This is a genomic window from Streptomyces sp. NPDC021100, assembly GCF_044333095.1.
In the GTDB taxonomy this organism is placed as follows: domain Bacteria; phylum Actinomycetota; class Actinomycetes; order Streptomycetales; family Streptomycetaceae; genus Streptomyces.
Genome location: NZ_JBIRQH010000001.1, coordinates 248,917 through 265,064, shown reverse-complemented (window position 1 = coordinate 265,064; position 16,148 = coordinate 248,917). Strand labels below are relative to the sequence as shown.

Annotated in this window: 9 protein-coding genes; 4 read left to right on the top strand and 5 right to left on the bottom strand. The window is 72.7% G+C overall.

Translation table 11 applies throughout. The features are described from left to right. The 5 genes from ACH4PU_RS01240 to glgX form a co-directional block, all read right to left on the bottom strand. On the bottom strand, positions 1 to 1,465 hold a 1,465-nt coding region (locus ACH4PU_RS01240), incomplete at its 3' end, for a M4 family metallopeptidase (protein WP_398264327.1). A gap of 306 nt (positions 1,466 to 1,771) precedes the next feature. Next, positions 1,772 to 4,054 carry a M4 family metallopeptidase gene (locus ACH4PU_RS01235; protein ID WP_398264325.1) on the bottom strand — a complete coding sequence of 761 codons (2,283 nt, stop codon included), beginning with the start codon at positions 4,052 to 4,054 and terminating at the stop codon, positions 1,772 to 1,774. Between the two features lie 1,078 nt (positions 4,055 to 5,132). After that, positions 5,133 to 7,019 (bottom strand): ABC transporter ATP-binding protein, encoded by a 1,887-nt coding sequence (locus ACH4PU_RS01230; RefSeq protein ID WP_398264323.1) that lies wholly within the window; start codon positions 7,017 to 7,019, stop codon positions 5,133 to 5,135. Then, entirely contained in the window at positions 7,016 to 9,046 is a 2,031-nt protein-coding gene (locus ACH4PU_RS01225; protein ID WP_398264321.1) for an ABC transporter ATP-binding protein, read from the bottom strand. Before ACH4PU_RS01225 ends, ACH4PU_RS01230 begins: the two co-directional genes overlap by 4 nt. 51 nt (positions 9,047 to 9,097) lie before the next feature. Beyond that, positions 9,098 to 11,470: a glycogen debranching protein GlgX gene (gene glgX, locus ACH4PU_RS01220; protein WP_398264319.1), complete on the bottom strand. Its 2,373-nt coding sequence runs from the start codon at positions 11,468 to 11,470 to the stop codon at positions 9,098 to 9,100. A 214-nt stretch (positions 11,471 to 11,684) separates the two neighbouring features. Here glgX and ACH4PU_RS01215 point away from each other — a divergent pair, with 214 nt between their 5' ends. From ACH4PU_RS01215 to ACH4PU_RS01200, 4 genes are all read left to right on the top strand, one after another. Beyond that, positions 11,685 to 12,950 (top strand): Ig-like domain-containing protein, encoded by a 1,266-nt coding sequence (locus tag ACH4PU_RS01215; protein ID WP_398264317.1) that lies wholly within the window; start codon positions 11,685 to 11,687, stop codon positions 12,948 to 12,950. A 165-nt stretch (positions 12,951 to 13,115) separates the two neighbouring features. After that, complete coding sequence (locus tag ACH4PU_RS01210; protein WP_398264315.1) at positions 13,116 to 14,351, top strand: Ig-like domain-containing protein; 1,236 nt, start codon at positions 13,116 to 13,118, stop codon at positions 14,349 to 14,351. An 83-nt stretch (positions 14,352 to 14,434) separates the two neighbouring features. Next, on the top strand, positions 14,435 to 15,202 hold the full coding sequence (locus tag ACH4PU_RS01205; RefSeq protein ID WP_185941158.1) for an enoyl-CoA hydratase/isomerase family protein: 768 nt from the start codon (positions 14,435 to 14,437) through the stop codon (positions 15,200 to 15,202). A 310-nt stretch (positions 15,203 to 15,512) separates the two neighbouring features. Beyond that, positions 15,513 to 16,016: an ATP-binding protein gene (locus tag ACH4PU_RS01200; RefSeq protein ID WP_398264312.1), complete on the top strand. Its 504-nt coding sequence runs from the start codon at positions 15,513 to 15,515 to the stop codon at positions 16,014 to 16,016. Positions 16,017 to 16,148: the final 132 nt, after the last annotated feature.

Below are 16,148 nucleotides of genomic sequence, written 5' to 3'. Positions count from 1 at the left end.
CGGCGCGCGCGCCCTTGTAGTCGGTGTTGGTGGTCATGTACGAGGTGAGCGCCTTGTACCAGAGCTTCTCTGCGGCGACGCGGCCGATGCCGTTGACCTTGATGCCGCCCCACGTCGGGCTGTTGTACTTGACACCGTTGATCGTCTTGGCGCCGCTGCCCTCGGCCAGCAGGTAGAAGAAGTGGTTGGCCACGCCGGACGAGTAGTGCACGTCCAGGTCGCCGAGGCCCTTGCGCCAGTAGTCGGCCGAGCGGCCGTCCTTGCTGGGCTTGTCCATGTAGCGGAGCGGCTTGCCCAGCTTCTCGCCGATGAGGTAGTCGCCCTTGTCCTGGCCGTTGCGGGCGTAGAACTCGACGGCGGTGCCGAAGATGTCGGACGTGGCCTCGTTCAGGCCGCCGGACTCGCCCTCGTAGCGGAGGCGGGCGGTGGCGGAGGTGACACCGTGGGTCATCTCGTGGCCCGCGACGTCGAGGGAGGTCAGGGGCGCGTTGTTGCCCTTGCCGTCGCCGTAGACCATGCAGAAGCACTCGTCCGACCAGAAGGCGTTGTTGTAGCCGTTGCCGTAGTGGACGAAGGAGTTGGCGGCCTTGCCGTTGCCTTTGATGCCCTTGCGGCCCAGGACGTTCTTGTAGTAGTCCCAGGTCATCGCGGCGCCGTACTGGGCGTCCACGGCGGCCGTCTGGGCCATGCTCTGCTTGCCGTTGCCCCAGACGTCACGGGTGTTGCTGAAGGCCGGGAAGGAGTCGCCGGACTTCTTGTTCTGGGCGTGGAAGGTCGTGTGACCGCCGCGCTGCCCGTCCTTCATGTAGAACCGGCCGCCGGACTTCACCGAGTTCACCGGGACCTTGCCGTTGTACATGCCGGTGCCCGTGCCGGTGGCGATGGCCTGGAACTCGTCCAGCTTCTTGCCGGTGGTGGCGTCGGTGACGACGTGCAGCTCGCTGGGGGTGCCGTCATGCTGGAGGCCGCCGACGACGGTCTCGTAGGCGAGGACGGGGGTGCCCTTGGCGGCCCAGACCACCTTGCGCGGGGCCTGGTTGCTGATGAACGCGCCGGCGCCCTCGTCCGCCGACGCCAGCATCGCCTGGCGGCGCGCGACGGGGGCGGAGACCTTCGCCTTGGTGGTGGGGACCTTGATGGTGGCCTCGGTGGCCTTGTCGACGTCCTCGACCTTGCCGTGCTTGTCCTGGTGGACGACGAGGTCGCCGCCGAGGACCGGCAGACCCTCGTAGGTGCGCTCGTACCGGGTGTGGACGGTGCCGTCCTCGTCGGTGACCGTGCCGCGCGGGACCAGCCGCTCCTTGCCGCTGAGGTGCAGCGCCTTGGCGGGGTCCTCCTGGCCGGCCGCCTGGGCCGGGGCCCCGGCGAAGCCGGAGGCGAGGAGGGCCGCGGCGACGGTGGCCGCGCTCGCGGCGACGGCGGGGCGACGGGACCCGGAACGGGCTATTCGGGACGTGTGACGCACGCATGCTCCTGGCAGGTGAGAGTAGCGGTCCGCGAGGATCGCGGCCGAGCGTCAGTTTGATCGAACCTGCGTACGTCCTGCCGGGAATATCGGGGCTGCTGGGGCAGCGGTTTGATAAAGATTCTTCGCTCGTTCGGGGAATTTCCGGATGAATCGGTCGAATTGACCATTCCGGTTGGGATGGGGAGTGCGATATGGGCGTGGGGCGTGAGACGTGGGACGGGGCGCGGCCCGGGACGGCGAGAGGCGCCGCCCGGGGGAGTCGGTGCTCACCCCGGGCGGCGCCCGGTCCCGCGCTGCCGGCTGCTAGAAGGTCAGCCGCCACTTGTCGATGGTGCCGGAGTCACCCGAGTACACGTCCTGGACCTTGAGCTTCCAGGTGCCGTTGGCGCTCACCGAGGAGGCGTCGACGGTGTACGTCTCGGAGACGTTCGCGGCGGAGTCCCAGGCGTCGGAGTCCTTGAGCCGCCAGGTCTTCCCGTTCGGGGCGACCAGGTCGATCGTGAGGTCACCGCGGTAGGTGTGGGTGATGTTCACGTCCACCTTGAGCGCGGAGGGGCCGTTGCCGCTCCGGGTGACGACGATCGGCGAGGTCACGGCCGCGCCCGCGTCCGGGATGGCCACCTGGGTGGTGTTCTCGAAGACGCTGCCGCCGCCCGGGGTGTTGACCGTCCACTTGAAGGACGTGGAGCCGGTCTTGCCCGCGGAGTCCTTGACCGTCACCGTCACGTTGCTGGTGCCCGTGGTGGTGGGGGTGCCGGAGATCAGGCCGGTGGAGGCGTTGATCGACAGGCCGGCCGGCAGGCCGGTGGCCGAGTAGGTCAGCGCGCCGCTCGTCGAACCGGTGGCCTTGATCTGCAGGGAGACGGCCTGGTTCACGATGCTGGTCTGGTCGCCGGGGCTGGTGACCGAGACGCCGGAGGAGGCGCGGGGCCCGACGTTGATGGCCGCCCAGGCGTTGGCCACGTTGTTGTACGTGTCGCTGTTGACGCCGAACAGCTCGCCGGCCGCCCACAGGGTGGCGTCGCGGGCGCCCTTGTAGTCGGTGTTGGACTGCATGCGCTCGCTCAGCGCCTTGTACCAGATCTTCGCGGCGTTGTCCCGGCCGATGCCGGTGACGGGCAGGCCGTCGGAGGTCGGGCTGTCGTAGTGGACGTTGTTGATGTCCTTGGGGCCGCTGCCCTCGGAGGCCAGGTAGAACCAGTGGTTGGCCGGGCCGGACGAGTAGTGCACGTCGATGCCGCCGAGGCCGGAGTACCAGGCGTCCTTGGAGGAGCCGTCCCTGCTGGGCTTGTCCATGTAGCGCAGCGGGGTGCCGTCACCGTTGATGTTGATCTTCTCGCCGATGAGGTAGTCGCCCGGGTCGGCCGGGTTGTTGGCCCAGAACTCCACGGCGGTGGCCATGATGTCCGAGGTCGCCTCGTTGAGGCCGCCGGACTCACCGCTGTAGGTGAGGTTGGCGGTGGCGGAGGTGACGCCGTGGGTCATCTCGTGCGCCGCGACGTCGATCGAGGTGAGCGGGATGCCGTTGCCGTCGCCGTAGGTCATGCAGAAGCAGCTGTCGTCCCAGAAGGCGTTGACGTAGTTGTTGCCGTAGTGGACGCGGCTGTACGCCCCGACGCCGTCGCCCCGGATGCCGTTGCGGCCGTGCACGCTCTTGTAGTAGTCCCAGGTGAGCTGGGCGCCGTAGGCCGCGTCCACGCCGGCGGTCGCCGGGTCGGAGTTGGTCCCGTTGCCCCAGACGTCGTCGCTGTCGGTGAACAGGGTGCCGGTGCCCGACGAACCGTGGTTCAGGTTGTACGTCTTGTGGCCGCCGCGCGTGGTGTCGTACATCTGGTACGAGCTGCCGGACTTGGTCGTACCGATGGTGACCTGGCCGCTGTGCTGGCTGTTGCCGGTGCCCTGCTTGACGCCCTGGAACTCGAAGAGCTTCTTGCCGGTCTTCGCGTCCGTGATGACGTGCAGCTGGCTGGGCGTGCCGTCGTCCTGGACGCCGCCCACGACGGTCTCGTAGGCCAGCACGGGCTTGCCGTTGGCCGCCCAGACGACCTTGCGCGGCGCCTTGTCGGCCTTGCCGGCCTTGGAGCCCTTGGCGCGGGCGGCCTTGACGGCGTCCTTCTCGGCCGCGGAGGCGGCGAGGGACGGGGTCGTGGTGGCGACCGCGATGCGCTGCTTGGTGGCCTTCGCGGCGGTCTTGACCTGGCCGCTCTGGGTGGCGTCGACCACCAGGTCGCCGCCGAGCACCGGCAGGCCGTCGTAGGTGCGCTCGTACCGCGTGTGCAGGGTGCCGTTCCGGTCCTTGACGACGTCCTTGACGACGAGCTTCTCCTTGGCCCCGAGGCCCAGGTTCTTCGCCGTCTCCGCCTTGGTGGCGTTGGCGTCGCGTATCAGCTCGGCCCGCTGCGACGGTGACAGCTTGACCGGCTCGGCGCCCGGATCGGGCTTGTGGATCGACTGCCGGGGGGCCGGGTGCGCGGCCTTGTCCTGCCCGGCGTTGGCCGAGGTCGTCTGGACGCCTACGGCGAGCATCGCGGTGACGGCGACGAGTGCGCCGGTCGCGACGGCGCGTCTCTGGGGGGTGGGTCTCACGCTGACTCCTTCTGCGGCGACCACGACCGGTGGGTGTGTGGCCGGATGGGCGACCGGGCGGCGTGGGGAGCCGGCCGGCAGTTCACGGCAGAACCAGTGGAGAAGAGAGGAGGGAAACGTCGGAAGTGCCGGGGAAAGCGGTGGGAGAGATGAGGGTGAGGCTTCCGTTGGGGCCCGAGGGGTGTAACGGGGCGGTACGGGAGCTTCGGTGCGGGTGCTTCGAGGAGGAAGCCCCGACGGGGAGGCTTCGACGGTGAAGCCTCGATGCGGAACTGTGGGGGGTTTCGCTCTGGGGGTGGGGGGTGTTCCGGCGCCGGTTGTGGTGAAGAGTGCCACCGCCCCCCGTCGTATGTCAGGGGCGCGTCAACAAGTTGGCCGGAAAATGTCCGTTGGCCAAAGATCGCTGTCCGAATAGCGGGCGGTATGCGGGAGTTGGGCGGGGAAGGGGCATCCGACCCCCCGGAGCTGGCCGGAAGACGCCTCGCCCGGCGGCCGGAAGAGGGCGGTCCGCCACCCGCGGCCGGACGGCACGGAGTGCCGGCGCATGGCCGGATGCGGCCGTTCCGGGGCGGTTGCCGGGGCGGCGTTCCGGGCATACCCGTGCCGGTGGATCCGGCCGCCCGCGGGCCGCCCGCCCGGGGCGCAGCGGCTGGCCCTCCCGCGCTGCCGGCGCCCCTGGCCCGCGTGCCGCCCCCCCCGGGCGCCCGCCCGCTGCCGGCGGCGCGCCCGTGCCGCCTGTGCCGCCCGTCCGGCCGTGCCGTCCGTCCGCCCGTGCCGTCCGTCCGCCCGTGCCGCCCGTGCCGCCTGTGCCGTCCGTCCGGCCGTGCTCGCGCGGGCGACCGGGTGCGTCTGTGCTGTCCGCCCCGCCGTGCTCGCGCGGACGCGAGGGCGTTCCGGCGCGTCTTCCTCGCCGTGTCGTGTCGTGCCGCGCCGGCGTCCGGGGCCGCCGGGCGTCGGCTGCCCGCGCGCCGTCGGCTCGGAGCGGACCGTTCGGCCAGGGGCGGACCGTCGGCCCCGAGCCGACGGCGCGTTCGCCCGTGGCGCGTTCGCCCACGGCACGCCGCGCTGCGGCGTCCGGTTACACCAGGCTCTCCCGCCACGCCCGGTGCAGCTCCGCGAACCTCCCCGTCCCCGCCGTCAGTTCGGCCGGAGTGCCGTCCTCCACCACCCGGCCGTCGGCCATCACCAGCACCCGGTCCGCGATCTCGACGGTCGACAGCCGGTGCGCGATGACCACCGCCGTCCGGCCGCGCAGGACCGTGCGCATCGCGCGCTGGACGGCACGCTCGCCCGGGATGTCGAGCGAGGACGTGGCCTCGTCGAGGACGATGACGGCCGGGTCGGCGAGGAGGGCCCGGGCGAAGCCGACGAGCTGCCGCTGGCCGGCGGAGATGCGTCCGCCGCGCTTGCGGACGTCGGTGTCGTAGCCGTCGGGCAGGGCGGTGATGAAGTCGTGCGCGCCGATGGCCTTGGCGGCGCGCTCGATGTCCGCGCGGGAGGCGTCGGGGCGCCCGACGGCGATGTTCTCGGCGACGGTGCCGGAGAACAGGAACGCCTCCTGCGTCACCATCACGACGTGCCGGCGCAGCTCGGCGCCGGACAGCTCGGTGAGGGGCACGCCGTCCAGCAGCACCCGCCCCTCCGTCGGGTCGTAGAACCGGGCCAGCAGCTTGGCCAGGGTGGACTTGCCGGCGCCGGTGGCGCCGACGACCGCCACCGTGCGGCCGGCGGCGAGGGTGAGGTCGAAGCGGGGGAGGACCTCGCCACCGGTGCGGTAGGCGAAGCGCACACCCTCGAAGACGGCCTCGCGGCCCGGGTCGCCCGCGGGGCGCGGCGGCAGCGGGACGGGCCGTTCCGGCTCCGGGACGGTGGGCCGCTGCGCCAGCAGCCCGGCGATCTTCTCCAGCGAAGCGGCCGCGGACTGGTACGAGTTGAGGAACATGCCGATCTGGTCGACCGGGTCGTAGAGCCGCCGCAGATAGAGCACCGCCGCCGCGAGCACGCCCAGCTCCAGGCCGCCGGAGGCCACCCGGTAGGCGCTCCAGACCACGATCGCGGTCAGCGAGACGTTGCAGATCAGCCGGGAGGTCATCACATAGCGGGCCATGCTGAGCATGGCGTCCGCGTTGGTCTCCCGGTGCGCGCGGTTGAGCTCGGCGAAGTGCTCCTCGTTCACGGCCTCCCGGCGGAACGCCTGCACCGGCCGGATGCCGTTCATCGTCTCCGCGAACTTCACGATGACGGCGGCGGTGGCCGTCGACTTCCGGCGGTGCACGGTCAGCGACCGCCGCCGGTAGCCGCGCATGACGAGGGCGAGCGGGACGAAGGACAGGGCCGCCGCCGCGCCCGTCCGCCAGTCCAGCCAGGCGAGGGTCGCGGAGACGAGGACGACCGACGCGGCGATGCCCATGAGCTCCTGGAGCCCGTCGTTGAGCAGTTCGCGGAGCGATTCGACGTCGGTGGTGGCCCGGGAGATCACCCGGCCCGAGGTGTAGCGCTCGTGGAAGTCGACGCTCAGCGTCTGCGCGTGCCGGAAGATCCGGCCGCGCAGGTCGAGCAGGGCGTCCTGGCCGACCCGGGCCGAGACCCGGACGAAGGCGAGCTGGAGCAGGCCCGAGGCCACCGCGCAGACCAGGTAGGCGGCGCCGACGGCGGCGAGCGGGCCGTAGTCGTCCCGGCGGACGGCCGGCACGGCCCGGTCGATGGCGACGGCGACGAGCAGCGGGCCCGCCTGCACCGCCGCCTGCTGGGCCAGCAGCAGCAACACCGTGAGCCACACGCGTCCGCGCGCCGGCGCCAGCAGGGAGCGCAGCAGCTTCAGCGAGGCGCCCTTGGGGGCGGGCAGGACGTCCTGGGCGACGGGATCGTCCGCGGCGGGGCCCGGCGGGGCGCCGGCGGGCCCCTCGGTATCGCTCGCGGCCGGCCGGGCGCCGGTGTCCCGCGGACCGGAGACGGTGGAGGTCACGGTCGGTCGTCCCCTTCCTGGCGATCCTCGTGCGGCTCCCGCCCGCCCTCGGGGGCGGACATCAGCCAGGCGTACTCCCGGTTCTCGCGCAGCAGTTGATGGTGGGTGCCCACGGCCGTGATGCGGCCCTCCGACAGCAGCGCGACCCGGTCGGCGAGCAGCACGGTGGACGGGCGGTGGGCGACGACGAGCGCGGTCGTGGTGGCGAGCACCTCGCGCAGCGCCCGTTCGACCTGCGCCTCGGTGTGCACGTCGAGCGCCGAGAGCGGGTCGTCGAGGATCAGGAACCGGGGGTCGCCGATCACGGCGCGGGCCAGGGCGAGGCGCTGGCGCTGGCCGCCGGAGAGGCTGAGGCCCTGCTCGCCGACCTGGGTGGCGGTGCCCTGCGGCAGCGCGTGGACGAAGCCGTCGGCCTGCGCGACCGCCAGCGCCCGCTCCAGCCCGGCGGGTCCGGCCGCCGCCCCGCCCATCAGCACGTTCTCGCCCACGGAGGCGCTGAACAGGGTGGGTTCCTCGAACGCCACGGCCACCAGCTCGCGCAGCCGCGCGCGGGGGAGCGTGGCGATGTCGCGGCCGTCGAGGGTGATCCGGCCGGCGGTGGCCTCGTGCAGCCGGGGGATCAGCGCGGTCAGCGTCGTCTTGCCGCTGCCGGTGGCCCCGACCAGGGCCATGGTCTCGCCGGGCCGGATGTGCAGATCGACACCGCGCAGCACGGGCGGGGCGTCCGGCGGCGCGTCGGGATACCGGAACTCGACGCCTTCCAGGCGCAGTCCGCCCACGCCGGCCGTCGTCTCATCCGGAGCGCTCACCAGGACAGGCGCGTTCCGGGGCGCGGGCGAACCCCGCAGCACGGGCACGTCCTCCGGTACGGGCCCACCCTCCGGCGCCGATGCGCATCCCGACGTTGCCGTGCCTCGTGCCGCCGACACTCTTTCCGGCACCGATGGGCCCTCCGGCACCGATGGGCCCTCCGGCACCGATGCGCCTTCCGGCACCGGCGCGCCCTCCGACGCGGACACGTCGTCCGGTACCCGGACGTCCAGCACCTCGAAGTAGCGGTCCGTCGCCGTGGCGGCCTCGTTGGACAGCGCCAGCAGGAACCCGATCGACTCCACCGGCCAGCGCAGCGCCAGCGCCGTCGACAGGAACGCCACCAGCGCCCCCGCCGTCAGACCGCCGTCGGCGACCTCGCGGACGCCCAGCACCAGCGCCGCGCCGATCGCCACCTCGGGCAGGATCATGATGACCGCCCACAGCGCCCCGAGCAGCCGCGCCTTGTGCAACTCCGTCGCGCGGACCCGGCCGGAGAGCGCCGCGAAGGCCCGCTGCTGCCCCCGGTGCCGGCCGAAGCCCTTGATGATCCGGATGCCGAGGACGCTCTCCTCCACCACCGTGGTCAGATCGCCGACCTGGTCCTGCGCGGTGCGGGCGGCCAGTGAGTAGCGGGCCTCGAAGGAGCGGCAGAGGATCACCAGCGGTATGACGGGCGCGAGCAGCACCAGCCCCAGCGTCCACCGCTGGAGCAGCAGGATGACGAAGCCGATGACGATCGTCAGCCCGTTGACGACGAGGAACGTCAGCGCGAACGCCAGGAAGATGCGCAGCAGCATCAGGTCGGTGGTCGCGCGGGAGAGCAACTGCCCGGACGCCCACCGGTCGTGGAAGGCGACGGGCAGCCGCTGCAGATGCCGGTAGAGCGTGGCCCGCATGGTCGCCTCGACCTCGGCGAGCGGCCGGGCCACCAGCAGCCGGCGGAGCCCGAACAGGCCCGCCTCCAGCGTGCCCAGCACGAGGATCGCCAGCCCGCCGAGCCACACCCCGGGCGGGTCGCGGTCCGCGATCGGGCCGTCGACGGTCCACTTGAGGGCCAGGGGGATCACCAGGCTCATGGCCGAGGCGAACACCGCCATCACCACGCCGGCCAGCATCCGGCCGCGGGCCGGCCGCACGAACGGCCACAGGCGCAGCAGCGAGCGCACGGCGGAGCGGTGCGCCTCGGCTCCGGGTGCTTCACGGTTTCCGGTCATCAGTGGGGAGCCTACGACCCGCCACTGACAACGCTCACTCGGATTTCCGCCCTAGGCCGGTGGACGGGCGCGGCCCTCCGTCCCGTCCCCGGTCACCCGTCCCGGCAGCACCTTCCACACCGCAACGGACCGCGCCTCCACGGTGGTTGGGGCGCCCGCCGGCCGGCGCGCGCCCGGTGCGTTCTCCTGTTCCTCACGGGCCGTGTCGACGAGCAGCTCGTACGCCTCCGCCCACGGCGGCCCGGGCAGCGTGAACCGGATCGGCTCGTCCCCGGCGTGCAGGACGACGAGGAAGCTGTCGTCCGTGACGGGAGTGCCGTCCGGGCCGCGCTGCGGGATGTCGCCGCCGGAGAGGTACATGCCGAGCGTGGCGGCGGGCGCGTACCAGTCGGACTCTGTCATCTCGGTGCCGCGCGCCGTGAACCAGGCGAGGTCCCGCAGCCCGTCCGACGACCGCGGCCGGCCGGAGTAGAAGGCGCGGCTGCGCAGCACGGGGTGGGCGCGGCGGAGCGCCAGCAGCCGGGAGGCCAGGTCGGCGAGGGCGCGCCAGCCCGGGTCCGCCAGCAGCGACCAGTCGACCCAGCCGGTCTCGTTGTCCTGGCAGTAGGCGTTGTTGTTGCCGCCCTGGGTGCGGCCCATCTCGTCACCCGCGACGAGCATCGGCACCCCGGTGGAGAGCAGCAGCGTGGTCAGCAGGTTGCGCACCTGCCGCCGGCGCAGGGCGAGCACGCCGGTGTCGTCCGTCGGGCCCTCCGCGCCGCAGTTCCACGAGCGGTTGTCGTCGCTGCCGTCCCGGTTGCCCTCCCCGTTGGCCTCGTTGTGCTTCCGCTCGTAGCTCACCAGGTCGCGCAGGGTGAACCCGTCGTGCGCGGTGACGAAGTTGACGGAGGCGTACGGGCGCCGGCCGCCCCAGGCGTAGAGGTCGCTGGAGCCGGAGAGCCGGTAGCCCAGGTCGCGTACGTCCGGCAGGGCGCCGCGCCAGAAGTCCCGTACGGCGTCCCGGTAGCGGTCGTTCCACTCCGTCCACAGCGGGGGGAAGTGCCCCACCTGGTAGCCGCCGGAGCCGACGTCCCACGGCTCGGCGATCAGCTTGACCCGGCGCAGCACCGGGTCCTGCGCGATCACCGCGAGGAACGGCGAGAGCATGTCCGGCCCGTCGACGGCGCGCATCGCCCGGGCGAGCGCCGCCGCCAGGTCGAAGCGGAAGCCGTCGACGCCCATCTCCGTCACCCAGTACCGCAGCGAGTCGGTGATCAGCCGGAGCGCGTTGGGCTGGACGACGTGCAGGGTGTTGCCGCAGCCGGTGTAGTCGGCGTAGCGGCGGGGGTCGTCCTGGAGCCGGTAGTAGCGGCGGTTGTCGACGCCGCGCAGCGAGAGCGTGGGCCCGAGCTCGCCGCCCTCGGCGGTGTGGTTGTAGACGACGTCGAGGATGACCTCGATGCCGGCCGCGTGCAGCGCCCTGACCATCCGCTTGAACTCGCCGACCTGCTGGCCGCGGGTCCCGGTGGCGGCGTAGGCGGCGTGCGGCGCGAAGTAGCCGATGGAGTTGTAGCCCCAGTAGTTGCGCAGGCCGCGGCGGAGCAGGTGGTCCTCGTGGGCGAACTGGTGCACGGGCAGCAGCTCGACGGCCGTCACCCCGAGGCGGACCAGGTGGTCGAGGGCGGCCGGGTGCGCCAGCCCCGCGTAGGTGCCGCGCAGCTCCGGGGGCACGCCGGGGTGGCGCATGGTGAAGCCGCGGACGTGCAGTTCGTAGATGACGGTGTCGGCCCAGGCCGTGCCCGGCCGGTGGGCGCCGGCCGGGACGCCGTCGGGGGCGACGACGACGCCCTTGGGGACGTACGGGGCGGAGTCCCGCTCGTCGCGGACGGTGTCGGCGACGTGCTGCTGCGGCCAGTCCCTGACGTGCCCGTACAGCTCCGGCGGCAGCGGTCCCGAGCGGCCCGGCGGGTGGCCGAAGTCGCCGTCGACGGCCCGGGCGCACGGGTCGAGCAGGAGTTTGGCGGGGTTCCAGCGGGCGCCCGTCCAGGGGTCCCACCGGCCGTGGACGCGGAAGCCGTAGCGCTGCCCGGGCAGGACGCCCGGCAGGAAGCCGTGCCATATCTCGTGCGTCAATTCGCCCAGGAAATACCGGGTTTCACGCTGGCCCCCGGCGGCGGCTTCGGTCGTGTCGTCGGGCTCGTCGAAAAGGCACACCTCCACCGCCTCCGCGCCCCCGGCCCACAGGGCGAAGTTCGTCCCGGCGATCCCATGGGCGCCGACGCCGAAGGAGGCCCCCAGCGGCTCGGGGGAGCCCGGCCACACCGCCCCCTCGGCGCTGCGGACCACCGGCCGCCCGTTGACGGCGGCGGCCGGTGCCCCCGTCGTCGGGGCCGCCGGTCCGGCCTGGGGGCGGCGCCCCGTCTCCTGTTCCGGTGTGCTCGACACGTGTTCGCCTCCGGCGGCTCTGGACGGCGCGCACCGGGCACCCGGCGTCCCTTCCGGGGGTCCGGCGGTGCGGCCTCCGCCCCGCGTCCCGGGGCTCCTTCGGGGTTTCCTTCCCACTCCTGCCCGGTTCCGCGCATGCGCTCACACGTGTGAGCGGGAGCGGCAAGCGAGTGCCGACACGTTTCCCGTGGGGAACCGGGTCGTTGGGACGGATGTGACAGGATTTGCCCTCCCGCGCGCCCTGCGCGGACTGTGCGCCCTCGCCGCCCTCGCCACCCTCTGCGGCTGCGCCTCCGACGCCCCGCGCGCGGTACGGCCCCACGCCGCGGCGTCGTCCGCGGCGGCGCCCTCGGACGATCCGCGGCCGGTCGCCGGGCTGATCCGGGTCACCCCGCGCGCCGGCGCCCGGGACGTCCGGGCCGCGGACCGGTTCGAGGTGCGGGTGCGGCAGGGCCGGCTGGAACGGGTGCGCGCGGTGCGGATCCGGGACGGCGTCCGCGGCGCGGTCGGCGGCCGGATCTCCGCCGACGGACGCCGCTGGCGGCCGGACGCCCGCCGGCTCGCGCTCGCCGCCCGCTACACCGTGGACGTGGTGGCGCGGGACGCGGAGGGCCACCGGGCGACCCAGCACGCGGAGTTCAGGACGTACGTTCCGGCGCACCGCTTCGTCGCGGCCGTCGCCCCCGACCCCGGCGCCACGGTGGGCACGGGCATGATCGTCTCGCTCGCCTTCAGCCGGCCGGTCGTCGACCGGGCCGCGGTGGAGCGGGCCGTCCGGGTCACCGCCCGGCCGCGGACCGAGGTCGCCGGACACTGGTTCGGCGCGTACCGGCTGGACTTCCGGCCGCGCCGGCGCTGGACGCCCGGCTCCCTCGTCACCGTCGACCTGCGCCTGCGCGACGTCCGCGGGGCGCCTGGCGTCTACGGGCTCCAGCGCCGGAGCGCCACCTTCCGGGTCGGCCGGGACCAGGTGAGCACCGTGGACGCCGCCACCCACACCATGACGGTGGTCCGCGGCGGCCGGACGCTGCGCAGGGTGCCGGTCACCACGGGCGGACCCGGCACCGAGACGTACACCGGCCGGATGGTGATCAGTGAGAAGGCGCGGGTGATCCGGATGAACGGGGACACGGTCGGCTTCGGCGGCGCGTACGACATCAAGGACGTCCCGCACGCGATGCGGCTCACCGCCACGGGAACGTTCCTGCACGGCAATTACTGGGTCCCGTCCGGGACGTTCGGCGCCCGGAACGTCAGTCACGGCTGCATCGGCCTGCGCGACGCGGAGCACGGGAACGCCGTCACCCCGGCCGCCTGGTTCTACGGCGCCTCGCTCGTCGGCGACACCGTCGAAGTGATCAACTCCGGGCGGCGCCCGGTGCTCCCCGACAACGGGCTGGGTGGCTGGAACCTGACCTGGGAGGAGTGGCGCGCGGGCTCCGCGCTGGGCCGCACGGACTCCTCGACGGGGGTGGATTGACCCGGTCGGCACCCTATGCACCCCCGGCCGCGTGCCACTTGGAACGCAACGGTGACCTTCAGGGGACCGGGCTGTCCGATCCGTATGGTTATCTATCGCCATGCGCGGAGGACGCGCTTCGGGGGCGCCGCGTGGCCGCGGGCCGTGCGATGAGGAGAGACCGTAGTGAACGTGTTTCCGCTGTCCGGAAGAACCGGGACGAGGGGACGCCGCGGAGCGCTGTCCGCCCTGGTGCTGGCCGCGGTGATGACCGTGGCGACCGCGTGCGGAGGCGACGGGGACGGCTCGGACGCGGGGAACAAGGCGGGCAAGAAGGTCAGCGCCGAGGGCCCGTCCCAGGCCGTGGTCTCGATCGCCGTCAAGGACGGCGCGACCGACGTGAAGACCAGCGGGGCGCTCAAGGTCACCGCCGAGCAGGGCAGCCTGACGTCGGTGAAGGTGACGGACGGCAAGGGCGGCCGAATAGAGGGGAAGATATCCGGCGGCGGGTCCCTCTGGGAGCCCGCCGCCCACCTGGCCGCCTCCACCAAGTACTCGGTGGACGCCATCGCCAAGGACAAGGACGGCCGCGAGTCCGCCAAGCACGCGTCGTTCACCACCCTCACCCCGAAGAACACCTTCGCCGGCTACTTCACGCCTGAGGACGGCAGCACCGTCGGCGTGGGCATGCCGGTCTCGCTCACCTTCAGCCGGGGCATCACCGACCCCAAGGCCGTGGAGCGGGCGGTCAAGGTGACCGCCGAGCCCGCCGTCGACGTCAAGCCGCACTGGTTCGGCAACGACCGCCTCGACTTCCGGCCGGAGAAGTACTGGGCGGCCGGCACCAAGGTCACCCTCAGCCTCAACCTCAACGGCGTCGAGGGCCGCCCCGGCGTCTACGGCACACAGAACAAGACCGTGAAGTTCACCGTCGGCCGCTCCCAGGTGAGCACCGTGGACGCCAAGGCGCACACCATGAAGGTCGAGCGCGACGGCAAGGTCGTCAAGACCGTCCCGATCTCCGCGGGCGCCCCCGGCCACTCGACCTACAACGGTCAGATGGTCATCAGCGAGAAGTACGAAGTGACCCGGATGAACGGCGACACGGTCGGCTTCGGCGGCGAGTACGACATCAAGGACGTGCCGCACGCGATGCGCCTGTCCACCTCCGGCACCTTCATCCACGGCAACTACTGGTCCGGCCACGACACCTTCGGCGCCGAGAACGCGAGCCACGGCTGCGTCGGCCTGGAGGACCAGCGCGGCGGCGGCGACCCCTCGATGCCCGGCGCCTGGTTCTTCAAGAACTCCATGATCGGCGACGTGGTCGTGGTGAAGAACTCCGACGACAAGGTGATCCAGCCGGAGAACGGCCTCAACGGCTGGAACATGCCGTGGTCGGAGTGGGCCAAGAACAGCTGACCCCCGCTCCGTTCGGTACGGCCCGGCGCACTGTGACCGAGTGCACCGGGCCGTCGCCGTTTCCCGGCGTCTAACCTGCTGCCATGACTGTGCATCTTGAGGTCGCGGAGGGCGTCGGCACCGTCCGGCTCGACCGTCCGCCGATGAACGCGCTGGACATCGCCACCCAGGACCGGCTGCGCGAGCTGGCGGAGGAACTCACCCACCGCGCGGACGTGCGGGCCGTGGTGCTCTGGGGCGGGGAGAAGGTGTTCGCGGCCGGCGCGGACATCAAGGAGATGCGGGACATGGACCACCCGGCCATGATCGCCCGGTCCCGCTCGCTCCAGGACGCCTTCACCGCCGTCGCCCGCATCCCCAAGCCGGTGGTCGCCGCGGTCACCGGCTACGCGCTGGGCGGCGGCTGCGAGCTCGCGCTCTGCGCCGACTTCCGGATCGCCGCCGACAACGCCAAGCTCGGCCAGCCCGAGATCCTGCTCGGCCTGATCCCGGGCGCGGGCGGCACCCAGCGGCTGCCCCGGCTGATCGGCCCGTCCAAGGCCAAGGACCTCATCTTCACCGGCCGTCAGGTCAAGGCCGACGAGGCGCTGGCCATCGGACTGGTGGACCGGGTGGTCCCGGCCGCCGAGGTGTACGAGCAGGCGCACGCCTGGGCGGCCCGGCTCGCCGCCGGTCCCGCCATCGCCCTGCGGGCCGCGAAGGAGTCGGTGGACTCCGGCCTGGAAACCGACATCGACACCGGACTGGCCATCGAACGCAACTGGTTCGCCGGGCTGTTCGCCACCGAGGACCGCGAGATCGGTATGCGCAGCTTTGTCGAGGACGGTCCGGGCAAGGCCAAGTTCGTCTGATCCCGGGCTGCTTGGCCGGAAATGACAGGGAGTGACCCCCTGGCCCGACCGTGCGTACACGGAGGATCGGGTTCCGGGGGTTGCCTCTTGTGGGGGAATTTCAAGGGGCCTGCGGACCCTTGATGTTGACCCGGTCGGGCACCCCCGCCGACCTTTCGCTCACTCGCGGTCATCGCAGGTCAGTCGTGGTGTGCGGGCGCGAATGAAGCCTCTGGCATATGTCGCCGCCGGCCCTTGGAGTGGCTCCTTCCGGAATACCGAATCCGAAGGTTCCACTCCCGGACGGCTTTTCGGCCGCCATCATGGGGGCATGGCGGGTCTGGAGGGAACGGAGCAGCCGCGACGCGGGGTCGGTACGGCCGGGACGCGCTGGGCTCCGGCGGTTGACGACGAACTGGCGCTCAAGGCGCTCGAGCGGTACGGCGACCCCACGGTCCGTGAGATCCGGATGCCCTCCTGCCCGGAATCCACGGTCGCCGTGCGGCGGCTCACCCGGGCGGTGATCATCCACCACTGGGGGCTCTCCGAGCGGCTCGCCGAGCACGCGGTGCTGCTGGTCTCGGAGCTCGTCGGCAACGCCGTCCGGCACACCGGCGCCCGGCACTTCGGGCTGGGGCTGGCCCGGCGGCGGGGCTGGATCCGCGCCGAGGTGCGCGACCCCTCGCGCGGGCTGCCCTGCCTGGTGCCGGTGGGGGAGCTGGACACCAGCGGCCGCGGGCTGTTCCTCGTCGACCGGCTGGCCGACCGGTGGGGCGTGGACCTGCTGGCGCGGGGCAAGACGACGTGGTTCGAGATGCGGGTCGCCGACCGCTGACCGCTCTCGCGCGGGACGCTTGCCGCGCGGGGGCGTCGAAGATCGCCTTCCGTTTCCCCCGGTACGCCGAGAGGCCCCGGTCCGTCGTCCTGCGACGGGTGGGGGCCTCTTGCTGGCGCCGCGGAGAAGTGG